Source organism: Rhodocaloribacter litoris (assembly GCF_011682235.2).
Classification (GTDB): Bacteria; Bacteroidota; Rhodothermia; order Rhodothermales; family ISCAR-4553; genus Rhodocaloribacter; species Rhodocaloribacter litoris.
Window position 1 is genome coordinate 3,705,032 of the sequence record NZ_CP076718.1, and the last position, 27,000, is coordinate 3,732,031.

Consider the following 27,000-nt stretch of genomic DNA (forward strand, 5'->3'; position numbering starts at 1 on the left):
CATGAAGCGTGTCCCATCGGGAAAGGGCGCGGGTTCGTTGTCGTTGCAGGCCAACCTGTACAACAGCCCGCGGGAGCGGCTCATCAAGTGGGTGCTCGGCCTGTCGGCCGTGCTGACGATCTTCACCACGCTCGGCATCGCCGGCGTGCTGCTGGGCGAGTCGGTGGCGTTCTTTCAGCAGGTTTCCTTCCGGCAGTTCTTCCTGGATACGGAGTGGACGCCGCAGTTTGCCGACAAGCACTTCGGCATCTGGCCGCTGTTGAGCGGGACGCTGCTGGTGACGGTGATCGCGGCGCTGGTGGCGCTGCCGCTGGGGCTCTGTAGCGCCATCTACATCGCGGAGTACGCGCCGGAGCGGGTGCGTCGCATCCTCAAACCCGGGCTGGAGCTCCTGGCCGGGGTGCCGACGGTCGTCTACGGGTACTTTGCCCTCACGTTCGTGACGCCGCTGCTGCAACGCGTGCTGCCGCAGCTCCAGGTGTTCAATGCCCTGAGTGCCGGCATCGTCGTGGGGATCATGATCATCCCGATGGTGGCGTCGCTGAGCGAGGATGCTTTCCGGGCCGTGCCGCGCGCGCTGGCCGAAGGAGGGTATGCGCTGGGGGCGACCAAGCTGGAGGTGGTCACGCGGATCCAGCTCCCGGCGGCCCTCAGCGGGATCATCGCCAGCTTCATCCTGGCGCTCAGCCGCGCCATCGGCGAGACGATGATCGTGACGCTGGCGGCCGGGGCCACCCCCCGCCTGACGCTCGACCCCACCGGCTCCATCCAGACCATGACGGCCTACATCGTGCAGGTGAGCCTGGGCGACACGCCGCAGGGCACGGTCGTCTACCAGAGCCTCTTTGCCGTCGGGCTCGTGCTGTTCCTGATCACCCTGGGCATGAACCTCGGCGCCAACGCGGTCATCCGGCGCTTCAAGGAGTCGTACTGAGATGCCTGTCACCGCCACCGAATCCCGGTTCGATCTGCGCCTGGCGCAGCGCAAACGCTTCGGCACATTTATGCTGTGCCTGTTCTTCCTGGCCACCGTCTTCGGCCTGCTGGTGTTGCTGACGTTGCTGGTGGACGTGACGGTGACGGGGCTCCGGTGGCTGGATGCGGACTTCCTGACCTCGTTTCCGTCGCGCAATCCCGAGGAGGCCGGCATCAAGTCCGCCATCGTCGGGTCGCTCTGGATGATGGGGCTGACGGCCCTGTTCGCCGTGCCGCTGGGGGTCGGGGCGGCCGTCTACCTGGAGGAGTACGCCCCGCGCGGGTGGTTCCTGCGGGTGATCCAGGTCAACATCGCCAACCTGGCCGGCATTCCGTCGGTGATCTACGGGATCCTGGGGCTGGGGCTGTTCGTGCGGTTCATGGCGCTGGAACGCAGCCTGCTGGCCGGGTCGCTGACGATGGCGCTGTTGATCCTGCCGGTGATCGTCATCGCCACGCAGGAGGCGCTGCGGGCCGTGCCTTCCGGGATCCGCGAGAGCGCCTATGCGCTGGGGGCCACCCGCTCGCAGGTCATCTGGAGCCATCTCCTGCCCATCGCCACCCCCGGCATCCTCACCGGGGTGATCCTGGCGCTGAGCCGGGCGCTGGGCGAGACGGCCCCGCTGATCATGATCGGGGCCCTCACGTTCATCGCCTTCCTGCCCGAGTCGGTCATGGACCCGTTCACCGTCCTGCCCATCCAGATCTTCAACTGGACCACCCGGCCGCAGGCGGCGTTCCAGGAACTGGCCGCGGCCGCCATCATCGTGCTGATGGTCTTCCTCTTCCTGATGAACCTCAGCGCGATCCTGCTGCGTAACCACTTCGACAAGAAACGGGCGCTCTGATGCGCGCCGGCGAGCAAGACGTCATGGAACAGCAGAAAACCGTATCTCCGCCCGAAGCGACCCCGGACGACGGGCAGGTGCCGGCCGCCAGCCGGGCCGATCGCCGGAAGCGCGTGCCCGAAGACGTCAAGATCGACGTGCGTGACCTGCACTTCTGGTACGGCGACAAACCGGCGCTCAAGGGCATCACGATGCAGATCCGGGCCCGGCGGGTGACCGCCTTCATCGGCCCTTCCGGCTGCGGCAAGAGCACCCTGCTCCGGTGTTTCAACCGGATGAACGAGCTCATCCCGGGAACCCGCCACGAGGGGCAGGTGCTGCTCGACGGCGCCGACATCTACGAGGCCGACCCCGTGGTGCTGCGGCGCCGGGTGGGCATGGTGTTCCAGAAGCCCAACCCGTTCCCCAAGTCGATCTATCAGAACATCGCCTGGGGGGCGCGCATCAACGGCTACCGGGGCAACATGGATGAGCTGGTGGAGCGCTGCCTGCGGCAGGCGGCGCTCTGGGACGAGGTCAAGGACCGGCTGGGCGACAATGCCTACGGCCTCTCCGGGGGGCAACAGCAACGCCTGTGCATCGCACGGGCCCTGGCCGTCGAACCGGATGTGCTGCTCATGGACGAGCCGGCCAGCGCCCTCGACCCCATCGCCACCAGCAAGCTGGAGGAGACCATCCTCAAGCTCAAGGAGCATTATACGGTCGTCATCGTTACCCATAACATGCAGCAGGCGGCGCGGATCAGCGACGAGACGGCGTTCTTCTACCTCGGCGAACTCATCGAGATGAACGAAACCGAGGCGCTCTTCACGCATCCCGCCCAGCAGCGCACCGAGGATTACATCACCGGCCGCTTCGGCTGAGTCCCGCCGGCACCGGCCCTTTCAAACCGCGACGACCCATGCCCGCTTTTCGCCATCTGGACGAGGAACTCGACACGCTCCGGGAACAGCTCGACCGCATGATGCACCTGGTCGAAGCCCAGCTCGCCGAGGTGGTCAATGCCCTGCTGGCCTGTAGCCGCACCGGGGCCGAGACGGTGGTGCGGCAGGACCGGGAGATCGACGCGCTGGAGCTGGCCATCGATCACCAGTGCGAACGCATCCTGGCCCTGCAGCAGCCCGTGGCCGTCGACCTGCGCATGCTCATCGCGGCTTCCAAGATCAACAAGGACCTCGAGCGCATCGGCGATGAGTGCAAGAACATCGCGCGGGCCATCCCGCACCTCTGTGCCACGCCCGAGGTGCTCCGGGTCACCAGCTTCGACCAGATGGCCGACGTGGCCCGCTCCATGTTTCGGAAGGTGCAGGATGCCCTCCACCGCCGCGACCGCCTGCTGGCCCGCCAGGTGATCGCCGAAGACCAGCAGGTGGACCGCCTCTACCTCCAGAACTTCAATGCCCTGGTGGCCTACGGCGCGGCGCATCCCGAACACATGGAGGCCGTCGCCCACCTCTTCTCGGTCGTCAAGGCGTTCGAGCGCATCGCCGACCACGTCAAGAACATCGGCGAGGACGTCGTCTTCCTGATCGACGCGGTCGATATCCGGCACCGGGAGCTGCACCAGGCAGCCGGCGAGTCGGACGAACAAGGGTAGGGCATGGCCGGCGTCATGCGGGGGGGCGGCCGCGTGTGGCGAGTTGCAGGTTCTTGTAGCGGGGGTCGTAGGTCACCTCACGCCCGAACCACGCCGGCGGCGCGTAGGCCTCGGCGGCGGCATGGCTCTCGAACTCGACCTCGGCCGTGAAGAGCCCTTCCAGGGCCCCGTGGTAGACGTCCAGCTCGATGGTGTACGCGCCGTGGGGCAGGTAGTAGCGGGTTTTTTCCAGGCGTCGTCCCTCCGTCGCCGGCCAGAGTGCCTCGAACTGGTCCGCCGCCAGCAACACCTCCCGCTCGATGCGGGCCCGTTCCCCCGCGCTTTTGACCGTCAGGTAGAACCGGTCTCCTTTCTGCCGCAGGCGCACCACCGTGCCGTTCGGGTCGGCGGCGACGTAGCCCTGCCGGACGGGCTCGTGCGGGAAGATCTCCAGCCGTTCCGGAAGGCGGTCGATGAGAAACTTGCGCTCGATCTCCAGCACGGCAGGTCGGCACGGGATGACGGAGACAAAAGGGCGACCTGCGAAAGATACGACGTTCGTCGTGGAGGGTGCGTCTCAGAAGGTGAAAAAGAACGTCAGGCGGGGCATGACGGTGGGATCGGGGGCGGGGCGGTCGTCCGGCGCGTCGTAGAAGACCACCTCTACGTTGGGCAGGAAGTGAACCTGTTCGTGGGCGACCACGTCGAGGCCCAGCAGGACGAGGTTGGAGCGGGCCGAGGCCTGGAAGGGCAGGTAGGCGATGCGGCCGGCATCCGGGTTCGGATCGAACAGGCGGTCGTACCGTACGTAGCCGTGGAGCCGGTCGGCCAGTTGCAGGACTCCGAAGAGGGAGAGCCCGTTCAGGTCGACGTCCGGTCCGGCTTCCACGTCACGGTGCTGGTAGACGTACTGGATGCCGGCCCGGCCGGTCTCGAAGTGAAAGCCGGCAAACGCCTGCAGCGTGTACCGGTTTGTCTCGCCGGGCCGGTCGTCGACGTCGCCGTACAGCTCGAAGACGGCGGTGTCGTTCGGGTACAGCGCCAGCGACAGCATGGCTTTCTTTCCCTTGTTCGTCTCCGCTCCGGTGCCTCCGCCGTTGGCGAACATCACGTGGTAACGGACCCTGCGTGCCGCATCCAGGTTGCCGCGTGCGGCCAGGCCGATGTCCCGGGAGGAGCCGAGCCGCTGCAAGTCGACCAGGGTCTTTTCTACGGACCGGTATCCCCACACGTCTTCGACGACGTTCCAGGTGGGCGTGCTGGAGAGGCCGGCGTAGACCTGGTGGTCGGCGCTTTTCCAGCGGAGATACAGGTCTTTGGCGAAAGGTTCGAGGCGGGCGTTGGAGGTGAAGTCGCCCGGCGAGTTCATCTCCGTCCGGAGGCGTGCCGACCAGACCTCGCTGATGGCAAAGTCGAACGTGAGGTAGACGCGGCGGAACCAGAAGCCGTTTTGTCCCTCCAGGTCTGCCCCGTCATGGGCTGCCACCCAGTAGGCGTCGCCGAAGGCCAGGCCGCTGATGGAAACATCCTGGCCGAAGGCCGGCGTGAACAGCATCCAGGCGGCGAGCAGGCACAGGCACACGGGCATGAGCGGCTTCCTGCGTGCCTTGGCGGGGGACGGCGGGGTGTGCGGGGGGACCGGGTGCGCGGCGGGTGACTGGCAGGGCATGGAGGGGATGAAAACGGCTGGACGTTACGGCTGGCGGTAGCGGCCCCATATTAAGAAAGTGTTGCCTGCAGAAAAGCCCGGTCGTATAAAAATGTGGTGATGATTTGACGTTTTTCTGGGGGCAGGGTAGTGGAGGGAAGAAGAGGTGGTTCGGGGCTTTCGCATGGTGCTCGTTCTGCGTTACCTTTAAGGCCGGAAGGGAAGGGTGGTTTGGGTTTTGCCGGGCGAGGCCGGGATAGACGGATTGGGATTCATGCATGTAGAGCCAGATGCCCTCACCGTGCTGGGGCTCGTTGCCGCGGCCTGCACGACGGTTGCTTTCTTGCCGCAGGTGGTCAAGAACTGGCGGACGAAGTCGGCCGGGGATTTGTCGTTTGGTATGTTCGGCTTGTTCACCATCGGGGTGGTGCTCTGGCTGGTCTACGGGGTGCTTATCGAGAACCTCCCGATCATTGCGGCGAACATGGTCACGCTGGTGCTGAATGTGATCAACCTCGTCCAGATGGTCCGCTATCGCCACCGGGGGGTGCCGGGGAAGAAAGCGGTCTGAAGCGGGCGGACACCCTTCCGGAGGCGACGCCACGTTCGATCCACGAAACAGGAGGTATGCCGATGAGTGCGCTGCTTCAGCCGGAACAGGTCATTGCCCTGGAAACCATGGCCCGGGAGGCGTCCGATGAGGCCCTCCGGCGCCGGGCCCGGCTTTTGTTGCTCTATCACGAGGGCCGGCCGACGCGCGAGGTGGCCGCCGCCGTGGGACTGTCCCCGAGCCGGGCGAACTACTGGCGCCGTGAATTCCGGCGGCGCGGGATGGACGTTTTTCCACAGACCGATGCCGTGCCGGTGAAGCCGGCGACCCCCCCGGCCTCGAGAAAGCGTGCTCCGAAGACGCCCGCCGCTGAGGCGGAAGCCTCGCTGGTGGACCGGGTCACGGATGCGATTGCCGAAACCGTGCCGGCCCTGTTGCCGAAAAAGCTGCGCAAGAAGGCCGAGAAGCTCGCCGGTGAGGTGCGGGACATCCTCGGCAAGAAGGCGGCCCGGGCGATCGAGGAGATTCGCACCGAGGAGAGTTTCCGGGCGTTTGTCGACTTCGTCCAGAAGCAGGGGGCGCAGATCCGCGAGAAGTTGGAGGCGGAAGACCTGAAGAAAAAGCAAATCAAGTTTCTGCGGAAGCAACTGAAGAAGCTGGAGGCTCAGATCGAACGGGCCGAGAAGCTGCTGCAGAAAATGGAATCCCGGTAGTTCGTTCGGGGCCGGTGTACGCCCCGGGAGGGAGGCGCTCAGCCGTTCCCGCGGGGAGCGGGTCGAAGGTTGAAAAGCCGGGACTTGGGGTTTCCCCTGCGCCTTTTTGCCCTCGTGGCAGCCGGACCGGAGGCGCGGCGCGTCCAATCCGGCTGTCACGAGGGCCCGAAGCCCTTTCAAGCTTCACGGGTTGGCTTTCAGGCTCCCGGAGGACGGATAGAGCATCACGCGCCGGTGCCCGTAGAGACGGAAGGTTTCCCCGGCGTCTTCGGTGACGGCGGCGAGGTATTTGCCTTCGATGCGCGTTCGAAGCGTGCGGGTGGTGCCGTCTTCGAGGGTGAAGATCAACTGTTCCTCGGGGTCGTTGCGCACGTCGTCGGCCGGTACCTCGGCCAGGAAGCCGTCCGCCTGGAGCGGGGTGAAGCGGTCGAGCCAGCGGGCGACGGCGGCCGAGTCGGCCGGTGCGGTGGTGCCGTCGACCCGGATCTGCCAGGCGCCGTGCTCGCGGAAGACCTCATACGTTTTGTCTTCCTTCTCGACGCGCACCTGCCGGATGGCCAGCGGGCTTTTCAGGTCGAGGACGGTCTTGTCCCGCCAGTCGTCGAGCACCGTGGGGAAGAAGGGGCGGCCACGGGCCAGCAGGACGCGCGGGTCGTCGCCGAGGCGAAGGTAGACCGACTGGAAATCGGGGCCGGATTTACCCAGGGTGAGCCGGATCGGGGACGGGGCGTCCGTGTACAGGGTGACCGTCTTCGCCGAGGAGTCCACGCCGTAGTGGGCGTGGCGCGCGGGGTTGGTCGAGAGGACGGCCTCCGGCTTGAGGTTTTTCAGGGCGGCCAGGAAACCGGCCGCGGTGGCCGAGTCGGCGCGGGCCTCGAGCGGGGCGGTCAGGTGCCAGCCTGTGGGCCGGCGTTCGAGCGACAGGGCCTGCCCGGGCCAGGTTACGTTCATCCGTGAGACGGCCTCCGGCTCGATCGCCAGTTCGGGTACCTCGACCGTCGAGATCTCGTCGTCGAAGACGCCGGCGGCGAAGGCGACGATCAGCAGAAGGACGACCCCGCCGGCAAGGAGCAACAGGGTGTTGTTTCGCATGGTGGTACCGTTTAAAGTCCGATCGGTGGAGGGTCAGGTTGTTCGGGCGCGTGCGTAGTTGCATGACGCACTACGCACGACGAAACGGGGGTCAGGCGGGTTCGTGCACTTCGGCCCGGCGCGGCGTTTCCGGTGCGGAGGGTGCGGGAGAGCCGGGCAGGACGAACGTGCGGCTTTTGCGCAGGCGCCAGCGGATGAGGCCGAAGAGCAGCACCAGCAGGGCGGGTCCGAGCATGTTGGCGTACTTGATCCACGGGCGCACGGCTTCGCTGACGAACTCGAGCTGGCGCGGTTCGATTGTCTTGGTGCGGATCGCCAGCAGGTCGTCGTCCTGGGCGAGCCAGTCCACCATGTTCAGCACGAAGGCGACGTTGCCCGGGATCTCGGTGCCCATGAGCGAGGCATTCACGAAGTCGCCGTCGCCCACGACGACCAGGCGGGTGTTGGGGCTGCGCAGCCCGTCCACGTAGGCGCTGGGGAAGGTGCCGCTGTAGGCGGCTGCCAGCACGTAAGGGCCGTCCCGGAGCGTCTCCATGGAACGGGCGACCATCGGCTGGATGAAGAAGAAGTCCTGCTGCAGGCCACTCCGGGGGGAGGAATACATCAGGGGTTCAAGGGTTACGTTCTCGGGCAGCACGGCCGCCGTGTCGAGGGCGCTGGCATAGTAGAGCCCCACCTCGCGCAGCCGGTTGACCATCTGGTGGTCCGGGTTGAACCGGGTGGCGATGGGGAAGAACGGGTATTCGATGGCCTGCTGGACGATGAAGCCGCCGAGGTTGCGCTGCACCGAGATGCTCGAGCTCTGGCGGTCCATCACCAGGTTGGCACCGATGCGGGCGCCGTAGCGTTCGAGCAGCCCTTCGAGGCCGGTGGTCAGTTCCGAAGCCTGGCCCATCTGCAGGTTGGCGGCCACCCGGTTGAGCAGGAAGCCGGCCTTGCCGCCGCTCATGAGGTAGGCGTCGATCGCCTTCAGGTGGGCCTCCGGCAGCGAGTCCGACGGGGCCACCACCAGCAGCACGTCGGGCCGGGGGCTCAGCGTCGTGTCCGTGACCGAGACGGTGCGGACGTCGTAGTTGCGCTGGAGGGCCCGGTCGAGCGCGGGCATGTGCTGGGCCGGTGTGGGCTCGCCGTGGCCGGTCAGGAAGCCGACGACGGGGGTGCGCTCCCGGGTCAGCTTCTTCAAGGCGCTCGTGATGTCGTATTCGAGCGTCGAGAGGTCCTGCACGACCGGGATGATCTCGCGTTCGCCGCCGTAGAGGATGGCCAGGCCCATGAAGGCGTTCTTGATCTGCAGGTTGTCGTTCTCGATCACCTGGATCTGAACGGGCGGAATGCCGTAGCGCTCGGCTTCTTCCCGGAGCGCCTCGTCGCTGCCCGGGTCGACGAATTCGTACTGGACGTTGCGCCCTCCATAGGCCCGGTAGTCGTCGAGCTTGTCCCGGAGGAAGCGCAGGTTGCTGCTGTAGGGGGCCGGCAGGTTCGGGGTGAAGAAAGCCTTGAAGGTGACCGGGTCCTCCAGGTTTTCCACGAGCCGGATCGAGGCCGGCGAGAGGGAATACACGTTGTCGTCGGTCAGGTCGAGGCGAAGGAAGAGGTTGACGCCGATCAGGTTCAGGAGGACGAGGATCACCCCGACCAGCAGGAGCGAGGTACGGGAAGTCCAGTCGCGCTTCATGGTCTACTCGGGTCTTCTGGCGAGGTGGTAGGCGGTCAGCAGGCAGGCGAAGAAGGTCACCGAGAGGTAGTAGAGCACGTCGCGGGAGTCGATCACGCCGCGCAGCAGGTTGCGGTAGTGGTAGTCGATGCTCAGGTATTCGAGCAGGCCGGCCAGGGCCCCCGGGACGAAGTCGGTGACCTTGTCCATCATGAAGAGGGCGAAGATGATGGCAAAGCCCAGGATGAAGGCCACGATCTGGTTGCGCGTCAGGCTGGAGGCCAGCAGGCCGATGGCGCCGTAGGTGACGGCCAGGAGCATCAGGCCGAGGTAGCCGCCGGCGGTGGCGCCGAAGTCGGGGTCGCCGAGGACGGCGATGGTCAGGGCGTAGAGGCCCGTCAGGCCGATGGCGCTCCAGAGCAGCACCGTCACGGCCAGCAGCTTGCCCGTGATCACCTGCCAGTCGCGCACGGGCATCGTCAGGAGCAGTTCCAGCGTGCCGGCGCGTCGCTCCTCGGCGAACGTCGCCATCGTGACGGCCGGGACGAAGAACATGAAGATGATCGGAGCCAGGTCGAACACGGTGCGCAGCGACGCCACGTTCTGCAGGAACAGCCCGTTGCCGAAGAACCAGCCTACGATCAGCAGGAATGCGATGAGCACGACGTAGGCCGACGGGCTGTCGAAGGCGGCGTTCAGCTCGCGCTTCATCAAAATCCAGGCGGGTTTCATGGGCTTTTCGCGGAATCAGGGAACGGGGGGAAACCGGAGGGGGCCTTTCAGGCGGCGTGGGTGAGCTGGCGGAAGACCGCCTCGAGGTCGGCCCGGGTGCGGTGCAGTTCGGTCAGCACCCAGCCCTGCTCGACGGCCAGGCGGAAGAGCTCGGGGCGCAGGTCGTCCGGTTGCTCGGAGGCCAGCTCGTAGACGAGAGCACCGTCGCCGTCCGGGTGCACATCGACGATGCGGGCCTTGCCCCAGGCCTGCAGGGCGGCTTCTATGCCGCCCGGGCCGGTTCCGCCATTGGCCTGCACGCCGAAGCGGATGTGCTGCCCGCCGCTGAAATGGGCCTGCAGGTCGTCCGGTGTGCCGTCGGCCACCAGGCGGCCCCGGTTGATGATGAGCACCCGGTCGCACGAGGCCTCCACCTCGGGCAGGATGTGCGTCGAGAGGATGACCGTCTTTTCGCGTCCGAGCGACTTGATCAGGCTGCGGATCTCGACGATCTGGTTGGGGTCCAGGCCCGAGGTGGGTTCGTCGAGGATGAGGATCGGCGGGTCGTGGATCATGGCCTGGGCCAGGCCCACCCGTTGCCGGTAGCCCTTCGAGAGCGTGTCGATGCGCTTGCCGAGCACGTCCCCGAGGCCGCACACCTCGACCATGGCGGCGAGCCGGCGGGGGCGGTCCGCTTCGGGCACCTCGCGCAGGGTCGCCACGAAGGCCAGGTAGTCGTAGACCGTCATCTCGCCGTAGAGCGGCGTGTGCTCCGGGAGGTAGCCGATGCGCCGGCGCACGGCCAGGGGCTCTTTCGAGACGTCGAGCCCGTCAACCAGGACGGTGCCCTCGGTGGGGGGGAGGTAGCAGGTGATCACCTTCATCGTGGTGGTCTTCCCTGCTCCGTTGGGACCGAGAAAGCCGAGGATCTCGCCGGGGCGTACTTCGAAGGAGATCGCGTCCACAGCCGTCTCGGCGCCGTAGCGCTTCGTTAGCCCGCGTACCTCAATCATCGTCCGTAAGCTCTCCTGTTCCGGTTGACTTGCTTCGGTCCGGACCTGCGCCCGTCGACGCGGGGTCCGTTGTGCAGAAGAACGCGGCACCGGACGGCATATTGTATGCCGCCACGGCGCGGGCGGTACAGAAAAGTCACGCCATTAGTCGAAAAAGAGCATTTTTTTGTTCCCACGGTTCGGGGAGTAGCCCGTCGCAGGGCCGGATCTCACCCGCTTCTTCACGGCCGCCCCGGATCTTTTCGCGCCCGGCACGGGTCTTCTGGAAACGCTTCGTGTTCCGAAAAAGCGAGCCGGCCGCCTGGCCCGGCTTCGATCCGCAAACAACCCTGCAGACCCATGACGGACATGACGACGACCGGGACGGCCCACGTGAGCGCACCGGAGATCCTGGCGCGGCTGGGTATCGACGGGACGCCCGCCGGCTATGCCATCGGCCGCCGCTACGAGGAGGGCTCCGGCCCCCGCCTCACGACGTACAGCCCCATCGACGGCGAGCCGATTGCCGAGATCGGGACGGCCGCCGAGGACGAGGTCGAGGCCGCCATCGAAGCGGCCGTGCGGGCGTTCCGGGTATGGCGGGCCGTGCCGGCCCCCGTGCGTGGCGAGCTGGTCCGGCGTTTCGGCGAGAAGCTCCGGGCGCACAAGCGGGATCTGGCCGCCCTCGTGACGCTCGAGGTGGGCAAGATCACCGCCGAGGCGGAAGGCGAGGTGCAGGAGATGATCGACATCTGCGACTTTGCCGTGGGCCTGAGCCGCCAGCTCTACGGGCTGACGATTCAGAGCGAGCGGCCCGAGCACCGGCTCTCCGAATACTGGCACCCGCTCGGCCCGATCGGGGTCATCAGCGCCTTCAACTTTCCGGTGGCCGTCTGGTCCTGGAACGCCGCCATCGCGCTGGTCTGCGGCGACCCGGTGGTGTGGAAACCCTCGGAGAAGGCGCCGCTGTGTGCGCTGGCATGTCACCGGCTGTTGCAGGAGGTCATCGACGCCTACGAGCCGGCGCCGGACGGGCTCATCGCGCTGGTCAACGGCGGGCGTGCGGTGGGGCAGGCCCTGGCCGCCTCGAAGCGGCTCCCGCTCATCTCGGCCACGGGGTCGATCCCGATGGGACGGGCCGTCGGGCAGGTGGTGGCCGCCCGTCTGGGCCGCACGCTCCTGGAGCTCGGCGGCAACAACGGCATGATCGTCACCCCGAGCGCCGACCTGGAACTGGCCGTCCGTGCCATCACCTTCGCCGCCGTCGGCACCACGGGGCAACGCTGCACGTCGCTCCGGCGGCTGATCGTCCATACCTCGATCAAGGACCGGCTCCTCGAGCGCCTGAAGCGGGTCTATGCCACGATCAGGGTCGGCGACCCGCGCGAGGAGGGCGTCCTCATCGGACCCCTGATCGACGAGGCGGCGGCGGAGCAGATGGCGAAGGCCCTGGAGCAGGCACGGGCGCAGGGCGGCCGCGTCTGGGGCGGCGAGCGCGTCACCGAAGGCGTCCCCGGCGGGGCCTACGTGCGTCCGGCCCTCGTCGAGATCGAAGCCGCCGCGCCGATCGTCTGCACCGAGACGTTCGCGCCCATCCTCTACGTGATGACGTACGAAAACTTCGACGAGGCCATCGAGATGCACAACGCGGTGCCGCAGGGGCTCTCGAGCGCCGTCTTCACGAACGACGTCCGCGAGGCCGAACGTTTCTGCGGTCCCGAAGGCAGCGACTGCGGCATCGTCAACGTCAACATCGGCACGAGCGGGGCCGAGATCGGCGGGGCGTTCGGCGGCGAGAAGGAGACCGGTGGCGGCCGGGAAAGCGGGTCGGACGCATGGAAGAACTACATGCGCCGGGCCACGGTCACGGTCAACTACGGCCGGGCGCTTCCGCTGGCCCAGGGGATCCGGTTCGACGTCTGACGCCGTGCACCCTTGCGGCCCCTGTCGTATCTTGAGCTTTCACACTTCGCATTGCGTGATTGCACCACGCGACCCAGACCAGCGAGTCCATGTCGATCTCAACTTCACTCGACCTCGAAAACCGTCTTGCGGAGCGGGTGCGGCGTGTGCCGCCGAGCGGCATCCGGCGCTTTTTCGACATCGCCGCCACGATGGAAGGCGTCATCTCGCTCGGCATCGGCGAGCCGGACTTCGTCTCGCCCGCCCCGATCGTCGATGCGGGGATCGCGTCGCTGCGCGAGGGCAAGACGGGCTACACCTCCAATGCCGGGCTGCTGGAACTGCGCGAGGCCATCGCCGCCGACCTCGAAGCGCGCTACGGGGTTTCGTATGACCCGGCCACCGAAATCCTGGTGACCGTCGGGGTGAGCGAGGCGCTGCAACTGGCCATGCTGGCGCTGCTCGACCCCGGCGATGAGATCCTGATCCCGGAGCCGTGCTTCGTCTCCTACGGCCCGACGGCCGTCTTCGCCGGGGGGAAGGTGGTCTACGTGCCCACCTTCGCCGAACACGACTTCCAGGTGACGGCCGCCGACCTGGCCGCCCGCATCACCCCGCGGACGAAGGTGCTCTTTCTCTCCTATCCGAACAACCCGACGGGGGCGGTGCTCCGCCGGGCGGTGCTGGAAGAGATCGCCGAGGTGGTCGTCGAGCACGACCTGCTCGTGCTCTCGGACGAGATCTACGACCGGCTCGTCTACGGGGCGGCGTACGAGCAGGGACACACGTGCCTGCCCTCGATCCCGGCCCTGCGCGACCGGACGGTGCTGCTGGGCGGCTTCTCGAAAGGCTATGCCATGACGGGCTGGCGCATCGGGTACGTCTGCGCGCCGGAGCCGGTTTACCGGGCGATGTACAAGCTGCACCAGTACATCATCATGAGCGCACCGACGATGGCACAGTACGGGGCCCTGGCCGGCCTCCGGCATTGCCAGGAGGACGTGGAGCGCATGCGCCAGGCCTACGACCGCCGCCGCCGCCTCATCGTCGACGGGCTGCGGGCCGCCGGGCTGCCCACCTTCGAGCCGGAGGGGGCCTTCTACTGCTTCCCGGACATCCGCTCGACGGGCCTCACGTCCGAGGAGTTCGCCCAGAAGCTGCTGCAGGAGGAGCGTGTGGCCGTGGTGCCGGGCGATGCCTTCGGGCCGAGCGGCGCGGGCTACGTTCGCTGCTCCTATGCGACGGCGCTCGAGAAGATCGAGGAGGCCGTCGTGCGCATCACCCGCTTTGCCCGGAAGTACCAGGCACGCCACAACGGCGGGTAGACCATGATCATCGTCGTTGTCCTGTTGCTCTCGCTCGTGTTGCACCTGACCCTCGGCTGGGCGTGGACGCTCCTGGCGGGGGTGGTGGCCGGGTGGTGGAAAGGGCGGGGCGGCTGGTGGGCCGGCGCCGCCGGCGTCGGGCTCGGGTGGCTCGTGCTCGTCGCCTACAACTATGCCGTTGCCGCCGCGGCCATCGCCGAGATGACGCGGGTGGTGGGGGCGATCCTGGGAAACCTGCCGGGGTTCGTCGTCGTTGGGTTGACGCTTCTGATCGGAAGCGCGCTCGGTGCCCTCGGGGGCGCAGCCGGCACCCAGGCCGCCGCCGTCTTCCGGCGCACCTGAGGCGCCCCGGCAAGCGGATTTTTTTAACGCCTTGAACCCGCAGCACGAACATGTCCTATCATAAAGACGAACTCAAAAGCCTGTTAGAGCGCGCGCACGCGCTCGGAGGGTATCTTTGACGTCGACCGGCGCAAGGCCCGCGTGGCCGAACTGAACGAGCGGCGTCTCGATCCGGCTTTCTGGAACGATCCGGAGCAGGCGAAGAAGGTCGAGATGGAGCTGGCGGCCGAGCAGGCATGGCTCGATGCCTGGGAGCAGGTGCGGCGGCGGGCCGAGGACATCGAAACGCTCATGGTGCTGGCCGAGGAAGAGGAGGCGGATCTCGACGAGGAGATTGCCGCCGAGGCCGAAGCCCTGGCCCGGGACGTGGAGGAGATCGAGCTGCGGAGCATGCTCAGCGGCCCGGACGACCATCGCAACGCCATCCTGACGATCAACCCGGGGGCGGGCGGAACCGAGAGCCAGGACTGGGCCGAGATGCTGCTGCGCATGTACACCCGCTGGGGCGAGCAGCACGGCTACCGGGTAACCCTGCTCGAACACCAGCCCGGTGAGGTGGCCGGCATCAAGAGCGCCACGCTCCGCTTCGAAGGGCCGATGGCCTTCGGCTATCTCAAGGCGGAATCCGGTGTTCACCGGCTCGTGCGCATCTCCCCGTTCGATTCCAGCGGGCGGCGGCATACCTCCTTCGCCAGCGTCTTCGTCTACCCCGAAGTCGACGACTCCATCGAGATCAACCTGCGGCCGGACGAGATCGAGTTGCAGACGTTCCGGTCCGGCGGCAAGGGGGGGCAGAACGTCAACAAGGTCGAGACCGGCGTGCGGCTGATCTGGACCGGCAAGCTCTCCAACGGCGAGGAGGCGCGCGTCGTGGCCGAATGCACCGAGGAGCGCAGCCAGCTCCAGAACCGGGAACGGGCCATGCAGATGCTCAAGAGCCGTGTCTACCAGCTCGAACGCGAAATCCAGGAGGCGGCCAAAAGCGAGATGGAGGGCAAAAAGAAGAAGATCGAGTGGGGCAGCCAGATCCGCTCCTACGTTTTCCAGCCCTACACCATGGTCAACGACCACCGGACCGAGCTGAAGGTCACCGACGTGCACGCCGTCATGGACGGCGACCTCGACCCCTTCATCAAGGCGTACCTCCTGCAGGAGGCCGGGGCGGCCTGATCGCCTGCGTCTCCGGTATTTCCCTGGCCGATACCGATGACCGAACGTTTCGACTTTCTGGTGCTCGGCAGCGGGGTGGCCGGGCTGTCGTTTGCCCTCCGGGCGGCCGAGCACGGCACCGTGGCCGTCGTCACCAAGAAGGCGTCCGTCGAGTCCAACACGAACTATGCCCAGGGCGGGATCGCCGCCGTGATGGACGGGTCGGACTCCTTCGAGCAGCACATCGCCGATACGCTGGAGGCCGGCGCCGGGCTGTGCGATCCGGAGGTGGTGGCCTTCGTGGTGCGGGAGGGGCCGGCCCGCATCCGCGAGCTGATGGCCTTCGGCGCCCGTTTTTCCCGGGAAAACGGGCGGCTGCACCTCGGGCGCGAGGGCGGCCATTCGGCCCATCGCATCGTGCATGCCGCCGACGCCACCGGCCGGGAGGTCGAACGGGCCCTGCTGGCCAACGTGCGGGCCCATCCGAACATCCGGGTCTTCGAATACCATTTCGCGCTCGAACTGATCACCGAGCACCACCTCGGCCAGCACGTGAGCCGCCTCCGGCCGGACATCCACTGCTTCGGGGCCTACGTACTCGACGAGCGGAACGACGTCGTCAAGACGTTCCTGGCGAAGAGCACGCTGCTGGCTACCGGCGGCTCGGGGCAGGTCTACCTCCACACCACCAACCCCGCCATCGCCACCGGCGACGGGGTGGCCATGGCCTACCGGGCCAAGGCCCGCATCGCCAACATGGAGTTCGTTCAGTTCCACCCGACCTCGCTCTACCATCCCGAGGCGGACTCGTTTCTGATCTCCGAGGCCGTGCGGGGCGAGGGGGCGCTGCTCTACAACCAGGCCGGCGAGCGGTTCATGCCCCGGTACGACCCCCGGGCCGAGCTGGCCCCCCGCGACATCGTGGCCCGGGCCATCGACGACCAGCTCAAGCAGCGGGGCGAAGACTACGTGCTGCTCGACATCTCGCACCGTCCCGCCGGGCACATCCGCGCGCACTTTCCCAACATCTACGAAACCTGCCTCCGGTACGGCATCGACATCACCCGGGAGCCGATCCCCGTCGTGCCGGCCGCGCACTACCAGTGCGGGGGCGTCCTGACCGACGCGTACGGGCGCACCTCCATCGCGGGCCTCTTTGCCTGCGGCGAGGTGGCCTGCACGGGCCTGCACGGCGCCAACCGGCTGGCCAGCAACTCGCTGCTCGAAGCCCTCGTCTTCAGCCACCGCGCCCTCGAGCCGGCCGTGGAATACGCCCGGGGCACCGGCTGGCGCGAGGACATCCCGCCGTGGGACGACAGCGGAACCGTCCGGCCCCAGGAGTGGGTGCTCGTCTCACACAACCGCGACGAGCTGCGCCGCGTCATGTGGGACTACGTGGGCATCGTGCGCTCGACGCTCCGCCTCGAACGGGCCGAGCGACGCACCCGCCTGCTCTATGAAGAAACGGAAGATTTCTACCGCCGCTCGCGGGTTTCCACCGGCCTCTGTGAACTGCGCAACATGATCGCCGTCGCCTACCTGATCATCCGCAGTGCCCGCATGCGCCGCGAGAGCCGCGGCCTGCACTACATGCTCGACTATCCCGAACCCGTCGAGGCGGAATGCCGGCCCACACTCGTCTGAAAGAAAGAGGGCCGGGATCGTGTAAATCGTGGAAACATTGAGGGGTAGGCGGCGTTACCCTGACCCTGAGCAAGCAGGTTTGCAAAGCAGCCTCCGTTGGGTGTATATTGGATGCTGCGAGGAAGAGGGGCCGGTTTGCAGCCGCCCTTTTTTCGTTAGGCGTAAAACTTCGTAGCGCCCGTTCCCAGCGGATCGGGCGTTTTTTGCAACATAGACCGACGAACGTTCGGCGGGACATGAGCGAGACGGCACAGGAAACGACCGCCGCGCAGGAAGCGCGCCTGCGTGCGATCGTCGAGGAGGTGATCGCCGGCACGCCCCACTTCATCGTCGAGGTGAGGGTCCGGGGGCGGAAAGGCGCCCGCGTCGTCGAGGTGTTCCTCGACAGCGACGGACCGCTCGGGGTCGACGAGCTCGCCCGGCTCAGCCGGGAGATCGGCTTCCTGCTCGACGTCGAGGAGCTCTTCGACGGCCGCTACCACCTGAACGTCTCCTCGCCCGGCCTCGACCGGCCGCTCAGTCTCCCCCGGCAGTACCGAAAGAACGTCGGACGCCTCCTGCGTGTCCGGTATCGCGCCGGCGACGCGGTGCACAGCCTCCAGGGCAAGCTCAAAAGCGCCGACGACGACGGCATCGAGATCGACACGGGCCGGCGGACGCTCCGAATTTCTTTCGGCGACATCGAAGAAGCCAAGGTACAATTACCGTGGTAAAGCGTACATTATAAGCTGGCCACGTTTTCGGAGAACCCCTTCGCCGCCACGACGGTCCGGCGATCATACAGACAGCGTGCTATGCAAAGTTCGGATCTTGTTTCTTCCTTCGCGGAGATCGCGCGTGAGAAGGGCATCGAGCGCGACATGTTGCAGCTGATCGTGGAGGACGTCTTCCGTGCCATGATCCGCAAGCGGTACGGCTCCGACGAGTCCTTCGAGATCATCCTGAACCCGGATCACGGGGACATCCAGATCCTGCACATCCGCGAGGTGGTGCCGGACTGGGACCTGGAAGACCCGGTGACCCAGATCGAGCTGTCCCAGGCCCGCCAGATCGACCCGGATTTCGAGGTGGGGGACGAAGTGGCCGAAGAACAGGACATCAAAGACTTTGGCCGCCGCGCCGTTCTGACGGCCCGGCAGACCTTCAGCCAGCGCATCCGGGACATCGAGAAGGAGAACATCTACCGGTGGTACTCGGAGCTCATCGGCGAGATCGTCGTCGGCGAGGTCTACCAGACGCGCCGCCGGGAGGTGCTGGTGATCCACAACAAGGTGGAGCTGGTCTTGCCCCGCGAAGAGCAGATCTACAAAGATCGCTACCGGAAAGGGGACATGCTCCGGGCCGTCGTCAAAGAGGTGCGGCGCGACGAGAAAAGCAACAACGTGCAGGTGATCATCAGCCGCGCCGACCCGATGTTCATGGAGCGGCTCTTCGAGCTGGAGGTGCCCGAGATCGACGAGGGGATCGTTGAGATCAAGAAGATCGTGCGTGAACCCGGGGACCGGGCCAAGGTGGCCGTCATCAGCCACGACGAGCGCATCGACCCCGTCGGCGCCTGCGTCGGCATGAAGGGGGCGCGCATCCATGCCGTCGTGCGCGAACTCTCCAACGAAAACATCGACGTGCTCGAATGGTCCGACGACCCGCACGAGCTGATCAAGCGGGCCCTCTCGCCGGCCAAGCCGCTGCAGGTGACACTCAACGACGAGCTCGATCCCCCGCGGGCCAAGGTGGTGGTGCGGGCCGACGAGGTCAGCCAGGCCATCGGGCGCGGTGGGGTCAACATCCGCCTGGCCTCGGCCATGACCGGGTATGAGATCGACGTCTACCGGGAGATCCTGGAAGACGAAGAAGACGTCGAGATCGGCGAGTTTGCCGACGAGATCGATCCGGTGACGCTGCAGAAACTGCGCGACATCGGCTGTGATACGGCCAAGCAGGTACTCGAGCTTTCCGTCGAGGAACTGATGCGCCGTGCCGGGTTAGAAGCAGACGTAGCGCAACACGTGCTGGCCGTCATCAAGGCCGAATTCGCCGATGAGGAAGAGGAGGAGTTCGAGGGATGAGGCCCGGGGTGCGGTACGGCCCGGGGTTTGTTTAACGCGACGATTATTGAATGGCGACGCAGACGAAATTTAAAAAGGTACGGCTCTTTAAGGTCTCACGGGAACTGAACGTTGCCGTGGACACGCTCGTGGAGCATTTGAAGGCGGCCGGTTTTGCGGATGCGCTCACCGGCACGGGCCTCAATGCGTCCATCACGGACGAGGAGGCCTACTATGAGTTGCTGGAGGAGTTTGCCGAGGACAAGGAGGTGGCCGCGCGGGTGAAGGAGAAGCGGGCCCGCCGCATGGCCGAGCTGGAGAGTGAACGGCGGGAGCAGGCCGGCGCAGCGGGGGCGAAGACGGCGGCTCCGGCCGAGGAAGCGCCACCGCCCGGGCCCGTCGCCGGGGAGAAGCCGGTCCCGGAGGAGGTCGCGCCGCCCGAGCCGGAGGCTGCGCCGCCGGCCGAGGAGGCACCCGCGCCCGAGCCCGAGCCGGTGACGCCGGAAGCCGAGGCACCTCCCGAAGCAGTCGCCGTCACGGACGAGCAGGCGCCGGAGGAGGTCGCCGAGGAGGTGCCGGAAACGGCCGGGGCACCCGTTGCCGAAACCCCGGAGACGCAGCCCGAGGCGCCTCCCGAGGAGGAGACGCCGGAAGCCGAGCCCGAGACGGTCGAGGTGGCCGGCGAGGCCGGCGAGGAGGAAGAAGAGGAAGAAGAAGAGGGTGTGCTCTCGGCCGACCGCTACAAGCTCGCCGGGACCAAGGTGCTGGGCAAGATCGACCTGAGCGAGGTCGAGGATGCCGAGCCCCGGCGCCGGCGGCGCAAGCGGAAGCGGAAGCACAAAGAGGAGCCCTCCGAACGGCTGGTCCGTACGGACGAGGACGGCAAGGGGACGTCCCGGAAGCGCAAGCGCAAGCGGCGCGGTCCGGTCGTGGACGAGGAGGATGTCGAGCAGACGCTGCAGGAGACGTTGCGCGAGCTCGAGCAGGGCGCCAGCCGCGTCCGGCAGCGGCGTCGCCGGCAGCGGCGCGAGGAGCGGGCCGCCGAGCGGGCCCGGGAGCAGGAGGTGCAGGAAGCCCGGGAGAAGGTGTTGCGCGTGACCGAGTTCATCTCGACCGGGGAGCTGGCCAACCTGATGAACGTGCCGGTCAACGAGGTCATCAGCACCCTCTTCAACCTGGGTATGATCGTCTCGATCAACCAGCGCCTCGACGCCGACACGATCACCATCGTGGCCGAGGAATACGGCTATGAGGTCGAGTTCATCACCGAGCTCAGCGCGGCCGACATCATCCTCGAAGAGGACGACCCGGAACAGCTGCAGCCGCGCGCGCCGGTGGTGACCGTGATGGGCCACGTCGACCACGGCAAGACGTCGCTGCTCGACTACATCCGCAACGCCAACGTCGTGGCCGGGGAGGCCGGCGGCATCACGCAGCACATCGGCGCCTACCACGTCGAGCTCGACGGGGGGCGGCACATCACCTTCCTCGACACGCCCGGGCACGAGGCCTTCACGGCCATGCGTGCCCGTGGTGCCCAGGTCACCGACGTGGTGATCCTCGTCGTGGCCGCCGACGACGCCGTGATGCCGCAGACCATCGAGGCCATCAACCACGCCCGTGCCGCCGGCGTGCCGATCGTGGTCGCCGTCAACAAGATCGACAAGCCGAATGCCAACCCCCAGCGGGTGATGCAGCAGCTCTCCGAGCAGGGCGTCCTGGTGGAGCAGTACGGCGGCAAGGTGCAGTGCGCCCTCGTCTCGGCCAAGACCGGCGAGGGCATCGACGACCTGATGGAAAAGGTGCTGCTGGAGGCCGAGTTGCTCGACCTCAAGGCCAACCCGAACCGCAACGCCTACGGCACCGTCATCGAGGCGCGCCTCGAAAAGGGACGGGGCAACGTGGCGACGGTGCTGGTGCAGAACGGCACGCTCCACGTCGGCGACGTCTTCGTCGTCGGCATCCACAGTGGCCGCGTCCGCGCCATGTTCGACGAGCGGGATCGCCGCGTCGAGGAGGTGGGGCCGTCCCGCCCCGTGCTCGTGCTCGGCCTCGACGGCGCCCCGGAAGTGGGCGACCAGTTCGTCGTGCTCGATGACGAGCGGGAGGCGAAGGCCATCGCCTCGAAGCGGCAGCAGATCTACCGGGAGCAGTCGCTGCGCCAGCGCAAGCATATCACCCTGGACGAGATCGGCCGCCGCCTCGCCCTGGGCGACTTCCAGGAGCTCAACGTCATCGTCAAGGCCGACGTGGGCGGCTCGGTCGAAGCCCTCTCCGACGCGCTGCTGAAGCTCTCGACCGAAGAGGTGAAGGTGAACATCATCCACAAGGGGGTCGGCGCCATCACCGAGAGCGACGTCATGCTGGCTTCGGCCTCGGACGCCGTCATCATCGGCTTCCAGGTGCGTCCCATGGCAAACGCCCGGGCCCTGGCCGAGCGCGAGGAGATCGACATCCGTACCTATTCGATCATCTACGATGCCATCGAGGAGGTGCGCGACGCCCTCGAAGGCATGCTCTCCCCCGAGAAGTCGGAACGGATCACCGGGGTCGTCGAGGTGCGCGAGACGTTCAAGGTGCCCAAGGTCGGCACCGTCGCCGGGGGCTACGTTACCGAAGGCAAGATCCGTCGCAACGACCGCATCCGCCTCATCCGGGACGGCGTGGTCATCTACGAAGGCGCGCTCAGCTCGCTCAAACGCTTCAAGGACGACGTGCGCGAGGTCGCCAGCGGGTACGAGTGCGGCATTGCCATCGAGAACTACAACGACATCAAGGTGGGGGATCAGATCGAAGCCTTCGAGATCGTCGAGACGAAACGGAAGCTGGAGGTGTGAGACGACGGCCCGCAGCGAGGCCCCGAAGGGATGAAGCGGTAGCAGATCATGAGCATTCGAACGGAACGGGTGGCCCGGCTCATTCAGCGCGAGGTTGCGGACCTGCTCAACACCGAGTTCGCCGGGCAACTCCAGCTGATGATGACCGTCACCGGCGCGCGGGTGACGAAGGACCTTTCCATCGCCTATGTCTACGTGAGTATCCTGGGGGAGACCGAGGCCCAGCGCCAGGCGGCCTTCCGGCACCTGCAGGAGCTGACACCGCAGATCCGTGCGGCCCTGGCCACCCGTATCCGTCATCAGGTCCGGCAGATCCCGGAGCTTCGCTTCTTCCTGGACGACACGCTCGAGAAGGCCCGGCGCATCGAAGACCTCTTCGAGCGGATCCGCGCGGAACGGGAACGTCGTTCGCCCGAATCGGAGGAGGGATGAAGGGACCGGCCCGCCGTCCGTCCGGCACGTCCGCCTCGCCCGGCCCGGAAGCGGCCGGCGAGACGCCCCTGGTCCATGCCTTTCCCCGGTTGCCGGCCACGTTCGAACAGGCCGTGCTGCCCGTCGACAAGCCGCCGGGGTGGTCTTCGTTCGACGTCATCCGGGCCTTGCGACGGTTGCTGGGGGTGCGTAAGATCGGGCACGCCGGCACGCTCGATCCGATGGCGACCGGCCTGCTGATCTGCCTCGTCGGCCGGGCGACGAAGCGGATGGCGTCGTTCATGGAGCTGCCGAAGACGTACGAGGGGACGCTCCGCCTGGGCGAGGTGACCCCGTCGTACGACGCCGAGACGGAGGTCGCCGAACGCCGGCCCTGGGAACATGTCACCGAGGCGATGCTCGAGGAAGTCCGCCGGCGCTTCGTCGGTGAGGTGGAACAGCAGCCGCCCATGTACTCGGCGGTCAAGGTGGGAGGGGAGCGACTCTACAGGAAAGCCCGCCGGGGCGAGGTGGTCGAGCGGCCACCGCGGCGGGTCCGCATCGCCGCGTTCGAACTCACGGGCCGGGACGGGCCGGACGTGTCGTTCCGGGTGCATTGTTCGAAGGGCACCTACATCCGCACCCTGGCGCACGACTTCGGGCAGGTGCTGGGGTGCGGGGCGCATCTGGTCGCCCTGCGCCGCACCGCCATCGGGCCGTACGGCGTCGAAGCGGCGTGGCGGCTGCAAGATCTGGAGGCGGCGCTGAAAACCCGCAGGCAGGAAGCAGGCAAAGGCTCGGCATGAAACGCGAATACGGGCTGGATCAGGTCGTCTACGATGCAGGCTCGCTGGTGACCGTCGGCACCTTCGACGGGGTGCATCTGGGGCACCAGGCCATCCTGCGCTACCTGTTGCGCCGGGCGGCCGAGAACGGCGGGCGCAGCGTGGTCGTCTCGTTCGACCCGCACCCGCGCGAGGTCGTCCGGAACGAGCCGGTGCCGCTGCTGACCACCATCGACGAGCGGGCCGACCTGTTCGAGCGCCTCGGCGTCGACCGCTTCATCGTCATTCCGTTCACGAAAGACTTCGCCCGTCTCAGCGCCGAGGACTTCGTCGAGCAGGTGCTGGTGGCCCGGATCGGGCTCAAGGAGATCGTCATCGGCTACGACCACGGTTTCGGGCGCGGGCGCGGCGGCGACGCGGCACTGCTCGAACGGCTGGGCCGGCAGCACGGCTTCACCGTCGACGTGATCCCCCCGCAGGTCGTGGCCGAGCATGTGGTCTCCTCGACCGAGATTCGCCAGCTCCTCGTCGAGGCGGGCGACGTGCGCGAGGCGGCCCGGCTGCTCGGACGGCCGTATGCGCTCTCCGGCACGGTCGTCGAAGGGGCCGGACGGGGACGCACCATCGGCTTCCCGACGGCCAACCTCGCGGTGAGCCACCCGCGCAAGGTGATTCCCCGGCCCGGGGTCTACGCCGTCAGCGTTGCCCCGGGCGAGGCGGCCCATGTCTACGGCGGCATGATGAACATCGGGCGCCGGCCCACCTTCGAAAACGAAGGCCTCCACCTGGAGGTGCACCTGCTCGACTTCAGGGGCGACCTCTACGGCCGCTCCCTTCGCATAGAATTCGTCGAAAGATTGCGGGATGAACGCAAGTTTGCCTCCGTGGAGGCCCTCGTCGAGCAACTTTACGAGGATCGTAAGCGTTGTATGGCTGCGCTGAAAGCCGTACCTTGACTCGTCTGGCCCACCGGGTTGGAATGGCCGGGCCGCGCCCGGCGCTTTCTTCTTTACGATGGTATCAATCTAAAGAGGAGCCACCTTATCATGATCGACAAAGAAACCAAGCAGGAGCTCATCAAGGCGTACGGAAAGAATGAGCGGGACACCGGCACCGCCGAGGTTCAGATCGCCATCTTTACGCACCGCATCAATGAGCTGACCGAACACCTGAACAAGCATCCCAAAGACCACTCGACGCGGCGCGGGTTGCTGAAGCTCGTCGGCAAGCGCCGCCGGTTGCTCAACTATCTGATGGACCGGGACATCGAACGGTACCGTGCCATTATCGAGAAACTGGGTATCCGCAAGTAGCGGTTGGGGAGCGGCATCCTCGGGTCCGGGGATGCCGTTTTGCTAGGGCCGCTTCCGCAGGGCGCCGCCGTGCGGGCGGGTACGTGGAGAAGGCCACGGGCCGGTGAACCGCAGGCCGTTTCGCATCGTGTAACCGATGCCGGCGTGGCGTTGCGCAGGAGAAAGGGAAACATCACTCAGACGTTTGAACGGAAGGAAGATGTCGAAGACAACCATTCGCGAAATCGAGTTCGCGCCGGGGAAGACCATCACGCTGGAGACGGGCCGGCTTGCCAAGCAGGCGAACGGGGCCGTTGTCGCCCGGCTGGGGGATACGATGGTGCTCTGCACCGCCGTCATCGCCAAAGAAACACGGGAGGGGCAGGATTTCTTCCCCCTGACCGTCGACTACCGTGAGAAGTTTTCCGCCGGGGGCAAGATCCCGGGCGGTTTCATCAAGCGCGAAGGCCGCCCGACCGACAAGGAGGTGCTCTCCTCCCGCCTGGTGGACCGCGCGCTGCGCCCGCTTTTCCCGGACGGGTTCTACAACGAGGTGCAGGTCATCATCTACGTGATCTCGGCCGACCCGGAGAACGATGCCGACGTGCTGGCGGGCGTCGGTGCCTCGGCGGCGTTGCTGCTGGCCGGGGCGCCGTTCGACGGTCCCGTCGCCGAGGTACGGGTGGGGCGCGTCAACGGAGAATTCATCGTCAACCCTACGATCCAGCAACTCGAAGAGAGCGACATCGACCTGGTGGTGGCCGGCAAGGAGGAGGCCCTGGTGATGGTCGAGGGCGAGATGCAGGAGATCAGCGAGGAGGAGATGGTCGAGGCGCTGGACGTGGCGCACCAGGCCATCCGCATCCTCTGCCGGGGACAGCGCGATTTCGTGGCCGAGCACGGGGTGCCGGAGCCGTTCCCGTACGAGCCCGTCGTCACGCCGCCGGAGCTCATCGAGCGGGTCCGTGCCCTGATCGGCCCCCGCATGGCGGAGCACGTCCGGGCACCCTACGACAAGGCCTCCTTCTACGGCGGCATCGACACGATCAAGGAGGAGGCCGTCACGGCGTTGCTGGGCCGGGACGATCCCGAGACGGGCCAGGTACGGGCCGAGGCGACCCCGGAGGGGTGGACGCTCGCCCAGATCAAAAGCGCCGTCGCCCTGGTCGAGAAGGAGACGATGCGCGAGATGATCCTCGCCGAGCACCGCCGCCTCGACGGGCGCCGCCTCGACGAGATCCGTGACATCTGGGCCGAGGTCGGCTACCTGCCCCGCGTGCACGGGTCGGCCATCTTCACCCGCGGCGAGACGCAGGTGCTGGCTTCGGTCACGCTGGGGACGAAGAAGGACGTGCAGGCCGTCGACCAGATCTTCGATACCACCGACCGGCGGTTCTACCTCCACTACAACTTCCCGCCCTTCTGCACCGGTGAGGTCAAGTTCCTCCGGGGCGCCAGCCGCCGGGAGATCGGGCACGGGATGCTGGCCGAGCGGGCCCTCGTCTCGCAACTGCCGCCCGAGGAGGAGTTCCCCTACACGATCCGCGTCAACGCCGACGTGCTCGAGTCCAACGGCTCCTCGTCGATGGCGAGCGTGTGTGCGGGTTCGCTGGCGCTCATGGACGCCGGCGTGCCGATCCGGAAGGCGGTGGCCGGCATTGCCATGGGCCTCATCAGCGACGGCCGGCGGACCGCCGTGCTCAGCGACATCCTGGGCACCGAGGACCACCTCGGGGACATGGACTTCAAGGTCACCGGTACGCGGGACGGCATCACCGCCTGCCAGATGGACATCAAGATCGGCGGGCTCTCGCGGGAGATCCTGCTGCAGGCCCTGAAGCAGGCCCGGGCCGGCCGCCATCACATCCTCGACATCATGGACAGCGTGCTCGACCGCCCGCGCCCGGACCTGTCGCCCTACGCCCCGCGCCTGACCCAGATCACCATCGATGCCAGCTTCATCGGCGCCGTCATCGGCCCCGGCGGCAAGATCATCCAGGGCATCCAGCGTGACACGAACACGACCATCGACATCACCGAGGAGGACGGCGTCGGGATCGTGACGGTGGCGGCCACCCGGGAAGAGAACGCCCGCGCCGCCATCGAGATGATCAAGGCCATCGTGACGGTGCCCGAGGCCGGGGAGACGTACGTCGGCACGGTGCGCAAGATCGAACCCTTCGGCGCCATCATCGAGATCCTCCCGGGCAAGGAGGGGCTGCTGCACGTCTCCGAACTCGACTACGGTTACGTCGAACGGGTGGAGGATCACCTGCAGGTGGGCGACAAGGTGCAGGTGCAACTCATCGAGGTGCGGGACGACGGCAAGCTCCGCTTCAGCCGGAAACCGTTCCTGCCCAAGCCCGAAGGCTACGACGAGTCCCGCGAGTCCCGCAACGGCGGCCGCGGCGGCCGCGGTGGCCGCGACGGGGGACGCCACGGCCGCGGGGGAGGACGGGACGGACGATGGGGCGGGCGCGACGGCGGCCGCGGTGGACGACGCCATTGA

General features: G+C 67.0%; 25 protein-coding genes. 19 read left to right on the plus strand and 6 right to left on the minus strand.

All coding sequences use genetic code 11. From position 1 onward, the window contains the following. Window position 1: 1 nt before the first annotated feature. Genes pstC through phoU form a run of 4 tightly spaced genes read left to right on the plus strand, consistent with a single transcriptional unit; the run spans window position 2 to window position 3,420 of the window. Window positions 2–934: a phosphate ABC transporter permease subunit PstC gene (gene pstC / locus GQ464_RS15345; protein ID WP_166977202.1), complete on the plus strand. Its 933-nt coding sequence runs from the start codon at window positions 2–4 to the stop codon at window positions 932–934. Window position 935: 1 nt separating this feature from the next. Then, window positions 936–1,823, plus strand: a complete 888-nt coding sequence (gene pstA / locus GQ464_RS15350; protein ID WP_166977200.1) for a phosphate ABC transporter permease PstA — start codon at window positions 936–938, stop codon at window positions 1,821–1,823. A gap of 23 nt (window positions 1,824–1,846) precedes the next feature. Next, window positions 1,847–2,686 (plus strand): phosphate ABC transporter ATP-binding protein PstB, encoded by an 840-nt coding sequence (gene pstB / locus GQ464_RS15355; protein ID WP_166977198.1) that lies wholly within the window; start codon window positions 1,847–1,849, stop codon window positions 2,684–2,686. 38 nt (window positions 2,687–2,724) lie between these two features. Further along, a complete protein-coding gene (gene phoU, locus GQ464_RS15360) occupies window positions 2,725–3,420 on the plus strand; it encodes a phosphate signaling complex protein PhoU (protein WP_166977196.1) in 696 nt (231 codons plus the stop codon). 13 nt (window positions 3,421–3,433) lie between these two features. On the opposite strand, the gene GQ464_RS15365 is transcribed toward phoU, so the two are convergent. Continuing rightward, a complete protein-coding gene (locus GQ464_RS15365; protein ID WP_166977194.1) occupies window positions 3,434–3,901 on the minus strand; it encodes a CYTH domain-containing protein in 468 nt (155 codons plus the stop codon). A 75-nt stretch (window positions 3,902–3,976) separates the two neighbouring features. Next, a complete protein-coding gene (locus GQ464_RS15370) occupies window positions 3,977–4,987 on the minus strand; it encodes a hypothetical protein (protein ID WP_166977192.1) in 1,011 nt (336 codons plus the stop codon). Between the two features lie 334 nt (window positions 4,988–5,321). On the opposite strand from GQ464_RS15370, the gene GQ464_RS15375 reads away from it, so the two are divergent. Together GQ464_RS15375 and GQ464_RS15380 are read left to right on the plus strand one after the other, a co-directional pair. Continuing rightward, window positions 5,322–5,618: a SemiSWEET family sugar transporter gene (locus GQ464_RS15375; RefSeq protein ID WP_166977190.1), complete on the plus strand. Its 297-nt coding sequence runs from the start codon at window positions 5,322–5,324 to the stop codon at window positions 5,616–5,618. 62 nt (window positions 5,619–5,680) lie between these two features. Continuing rightward, window positions 5,681–6,310: a helix-turn-helix domain-containing protein gene (locus tag GQ464_RS15380; protein ID WP_166977188.1), complete on the plus strand. Its 630-nt coding sequence runs from the start codon at window positions 5,681–5,683 to the stop codon at window positions 6,308–6,310. Between the two features lie 183 nt (window positions 6,311–6,493). Here GQ464_RS15380 and GQ464_RS15385 read toward each other — a convergent pair whose 3' ends face one another. The 4 genes from GQ464_RS15385 to GQ464_RS15400 all read right to left on the minus strand — a co-directional run bounded on the left by GQ464_RS15385 (window position 6,494) and on the right by GQ464_RS15400 (window position 10,780). Then, on the minus strand, window positions 6,494–7,402 hold the full coding sequence (locus GQ464_RS15385) for a DUF4340 domain-containing protein (RefSeq protein ID WP_166977186.1): 909 nt from the start codon (window positions 7,400–7,402) through the stop codon (window positions 6,494–6,496). 91 nt (window positions 7,403–7,493) lie between these two features. Next, window positions 7,494–9,077: a GldG family protein gene (locus GQ464_RS15390; RefSeq protein WP_166977184.1), complete on the minus strand. Its 1,584-nt coding sequence runs from the start codon at window positions 9,075–9,077 to the stop codon at window positions 7,494–7,496. A gap of 3 nt (window positions 9,078–9,080) precedes the next feature. Further along, a complete protein-coding gene (locus tag GQ464_RS15395; RefSeq protein WP_166977182.1) occupies window positions 9,081–9,788 on the minus strand; it encodes an ABC transporter permease in 708 nt (235 codons plus the stop codon). A 47-nt stretch (window positions 9,789–9,835) separates the two neighbouring features. Beyond that, window positions 9,836–10,780 carry an ATP-binding cassette domain-containing protein gene (locus GQ464_RS15400; protein WP_166977180.1) on the minus strand — a complete coding sequence of 315 codons (945 nt, stop codon included), beginning with the start codon at window positions 10,778–10,780 and terminating at the stop codon, window positions 9,836–9,838. A 372-nt stretch (window positions 10,781–11,152) separates the two neighbouring features. Here GQ464_RS15400 and amaB point away from each other — a divergent pair, with 372 nt between their 5' ends. The 13 genes from amaB (at window position 11,153) to pnp (ending at window position 27,000) form a co-directional block, all read left to right on the plus strand. Continuing rightward, entirely contained in the window at window positions 11,153–12,682 is a 1,530-nt protein-coding gene (amaB, locus tag GQ464_RS15405; RefSeq protein ID WP_423816187.1) for an L-piperidine-6-carboxylate dehydrogenase, read from the plus strand. Window positions 12,683–12,771: 89 nt separating this feature from the next. Continuing rightward, window positions 12,772–13,986, plus strand: a complete 1,215-nt coding sequence (locus GQ464_RS15410) for an aminotransferase class I/II-fold pyridoxal phosphate-dependent enzyme (protein WP_166977176.1) — start codon at window positions 12,772–12,774, stop codon at window positions 13,984–13,986. A 3-nt stretch (window positions 13,987–13,989) separates the two neighbouring features. Further along, window positions 13,990–14,328 carry a hypothetical protein gene (locus tag GQ464_RS15415; RefSeq protein ID WP_166977174.1) on the plus strand — a complete coding sequence of 113 codons (339 nt, stop codon included), beginning with the start codon at window positions 13,990–13,992 and terminating at the stop codon, window positions 14,326–14,328. Window positions 14,329–14,378: 50 nt separating this feature from the next. Beyond that, a protein-coding gene (prfB, locus tag GQ464_RS15420) for a peptide chain release factor 2 (protein ID WP_228350346.1) occupies window positions 14,379–15,498 on the plus strand; the annotation gives its coding sequence in 2 pieces (ribosomal slippage) (window positions 14,379–14,444 and window positions 14,446–15,498; 1,119 coding nt in all). Window positions 15,499–15,534: 36 nt separating this feature from the next. Then, window positions 15,535–17,121: an L-aspartate oxidase gene (nadB, locus tag GQ464_RS15425; protein ID WP_166977172.1), complete on the plus strand. Its 1,587-nt coding sequence runs from the start codon at window positions 15,535–15,537 to the stop codon at window positions 17,119–17,121. A 236-nt stretch (window positions 17,122–17,357) separates the two neighbouring features. Continuing rightward, complete coding sequence (locus GQ464_RS15430) at window positions 17,358–17,834, plus strand: ribosome maturation factor RimP (protein ID WP_166977170.1); 477 nt, start codon at window positions 17,358–17,360, stop codon at window positions 17,832–17,834. An 81-nt stretch (window positions 17,835–17,915) separates the two neighbouring features. After that, window positions 17,916–19,187 (plus strand): transcription termination factor NusA, encoded by a 1,272-nt coding sequence (gene nusA / locus GQ464_RS15435; protein WP_166977168.1) that lies wholly within the window; start codon window positions 17,916–17,918, stop codon window positions 19,185–19,187. 50 nt (window positions 19,188–19,237) lie between these two features. Next, window positions 19,238–22,003: a translation initiation factor IF-2 gene (gene infB / locus GQ464_RS18775; protein ID WP_166977166.1), complete on the plus strand. Its 2,766-nt coding sequence runs from the start codon at window positions 19,238–19,240 to the stop codon at window positions 22,001–22,003. Between the two features lie 48 nt (window positions 22,004–22,051). Beyond that, window positions 22,052–22,435 (plus strand): 30S ribosome-binding factor RbfA, encoded by a 384-nt coding sequence (rbfA, locus tag GQ464_RS15445; protein WP_166977164.1) that lies wholly within the window; start codon window positions 22,052–22,054, stop codon window positions 22,433–22,435. Next, entirely contained in the window at window positions 22,432–23,220 is a 789-nt protein-coding gene (truB, locus tag GQ464_RS15450) for a tRNA pseudouridine(55) synthase TruB (RefSeq protein ID WP_166977162.1), read from the plus strand. Before rbfA ends, truB begins: the two co-directional genes overlap by 4 nt. Continuing rightward, complete coding sequence (locus GQ464_RS15455; protein ID WP_166977160.1) at window positions 23,217–24,155, plus strand: bifunctional riboflavin kinase/FAD synthetase; 939 nt, start codon at window positions 23,217–23,219, stop codon at window positions 24,153–24,155. The genes truB and GQ464_RS15455 overlap by 4 nt, the downstream gene beginning before the upstream one ends. A 90-nt stretch (window positions 24,156–24,245) precedes the next feature. Continuing rightward, complete coding sequence (gene rpsO / locus GQ464_RS15460) at window positions 24,246–24,512, plus strand: 30S ribosomal protein S15 (RefSeq protein ID WP_166977158.1); 267 nt, start codon at window positions 24,246–24,248, stop codon at window positions 24,510–24,512. Window positions 24,513–24,711: 199 nt separating this feature from the next. Further along, window positions 24,712–27,000 (plus strand): polyribonucleotide nucleotidyltransferase, encoded by a 2,289-nt coding sequence (gene pnp, locus GQ464_RS15465; RefSeq protein ID WP_166977156.1) that lies wholly within the window; start codon window positions 24,712–24,714, stop codon window positions 26,998–27,000.

Coding starts and splice junctions, on each gene's coding strand:
- GQ464_RS15370 (WP_166977192.1), bottom strand. CDS start 4,987: ATGCCCGTGTGCCTGTGCCTGCTCGCCGCCTGGATGCTGTTCACGCCG.
- truB (WP_166977162.1), top strand. CDS start 22,432: ATGAAGGGACCGGCCCGCCGTCCGTCCGGCACGTCCGCCTCGCCCGGC.
- rbfA (WP_166977164.1), top strand. CDS start 22,052: ATGAGCATTCGAACGGAACGGGTGGCCCGGCTCATTCAGCGCGAGGTT.
- pstB (WP_166977198.1), top strand. CDS start 1,847: ATGGAACAGCAGAAAACCGTATCTCCGCCCGAAGCGACCCCGGACGAC.
- rpsO (WP_166977158.1), top strand. CDS start 24,246: ATGATCGACAAAGAAACCAAGCAGGAGCTCATCAAGGCGTACGGAAAG.
- GQ464_RS15385 (WP_166977186.1), bottom strand. CDS start 7,402: ATGCGAAACAACACCCTGTTGCTCCTTGCCGGCGGGGTCGTCCTTCTG.
- pstA (WP_166977200.1), top strand. CDS start 936: ATGCCTGTCACCGCCACCGAATCCCGGTTCGATCTGCGCCTGGCGCAG.
- GQ464_RS15410 (WP_166977176.1), top strand. CDS start 12,772: ATGTCGATCTCAACTTCACTCGACCTCGAAAACCGTCTTGCGGAGCGG.
- infB (WP_166977166.1), top strand. CDS start 19,238: ATGGCGACGCAGACGAAATTTAAAAAGGTACGGCTCTTTAAGGTCTCA.
- GQ464_RS15395 (WP_166977182.1), bottom strand. CDS start 9,788: ATGAAACCCGCCTGGATTTTGATGAAGCGCGAGCTGAACGCCGCCTTC.
- phoU (WP_166977196.1), top strand. CDS start 2,725: ATGCCCGCTTTTCGCCATCTGGACGAGGAACTCGACACGCTCCGGGAA.
- GQ464_RS15400 (WP_166977180.1), bottom strand. CDS start 10,780: ATGATTGAGGTACGCGGGCTAACGAAGCGCTACGGCGCCGAGACGGCT.
- GQ464_RS15455 (WP_166977160.1), top strand. CDS start 23,217: ATGAAACGCGAATACGGGCTGGATCAGGTCGTCTACGATGCAGGCTCG.
- GQ464_RS15415 (WP_166977174.1), top strand. CDS start 13,990: ATGATCATCGTCGTTGTCCTGTTGCTCTCGCTCGTGTTGCACCTGACC.
- GQ464_RS15390 (WP_166977184.1), bottom strand. CDS start 9,077: ATGAAGCGCGACTGGACTTCCCGTACCTCGCTCCTGCTGGTCGGGGTG.
- GQ464_RS15430 (WP_166977170.1), top strand. CDS start 17,358: ATGAGCGAGACGGCACAGGAAACGACCGCCGCGCAGGAAGCGCGCCTG.
- nadB (WP_166977172.1), top strand. CDS start 15,535: ATGACCGAACGTTTCGACTTTCTGGTGCTCGGCAGCGGGGTGGCCGGG.
- pnp (WP_166977156.1), top strand. CDS start 24,712: ATGTCGAAGACAACCATTCGCGAAATCGAGTTCGCGCCGGGGAAGACC.
- GQ464_RS15375 (WP_166977190.1), top strand. CDS start 5,322: ATGCATGTAGAGCCAGATGCCCTCACCGTGCTGGGGCTCGTTGCCGCG.
- nusA (WP_166977168.1), top strand. CDS start 17,916: ATGCAAAGTTCGGATCTTGTTTCTTCCTTCGCGGAGATCGCGCGTGAG.
- GQ464_RS15380 (WP_166977188.1), top strand. CDS start 5,681: ATGAGTGCGCTGCTTCAGCCGGAACAGGTCATTGCCCTGGAAACCATG.
- pstC (WP_166977202.1), top strand. CDS start 2: ATGAAGCGTGTCCCATCGGGAAAGGGCGCGGGTTCGTTGTCGTTGCAG.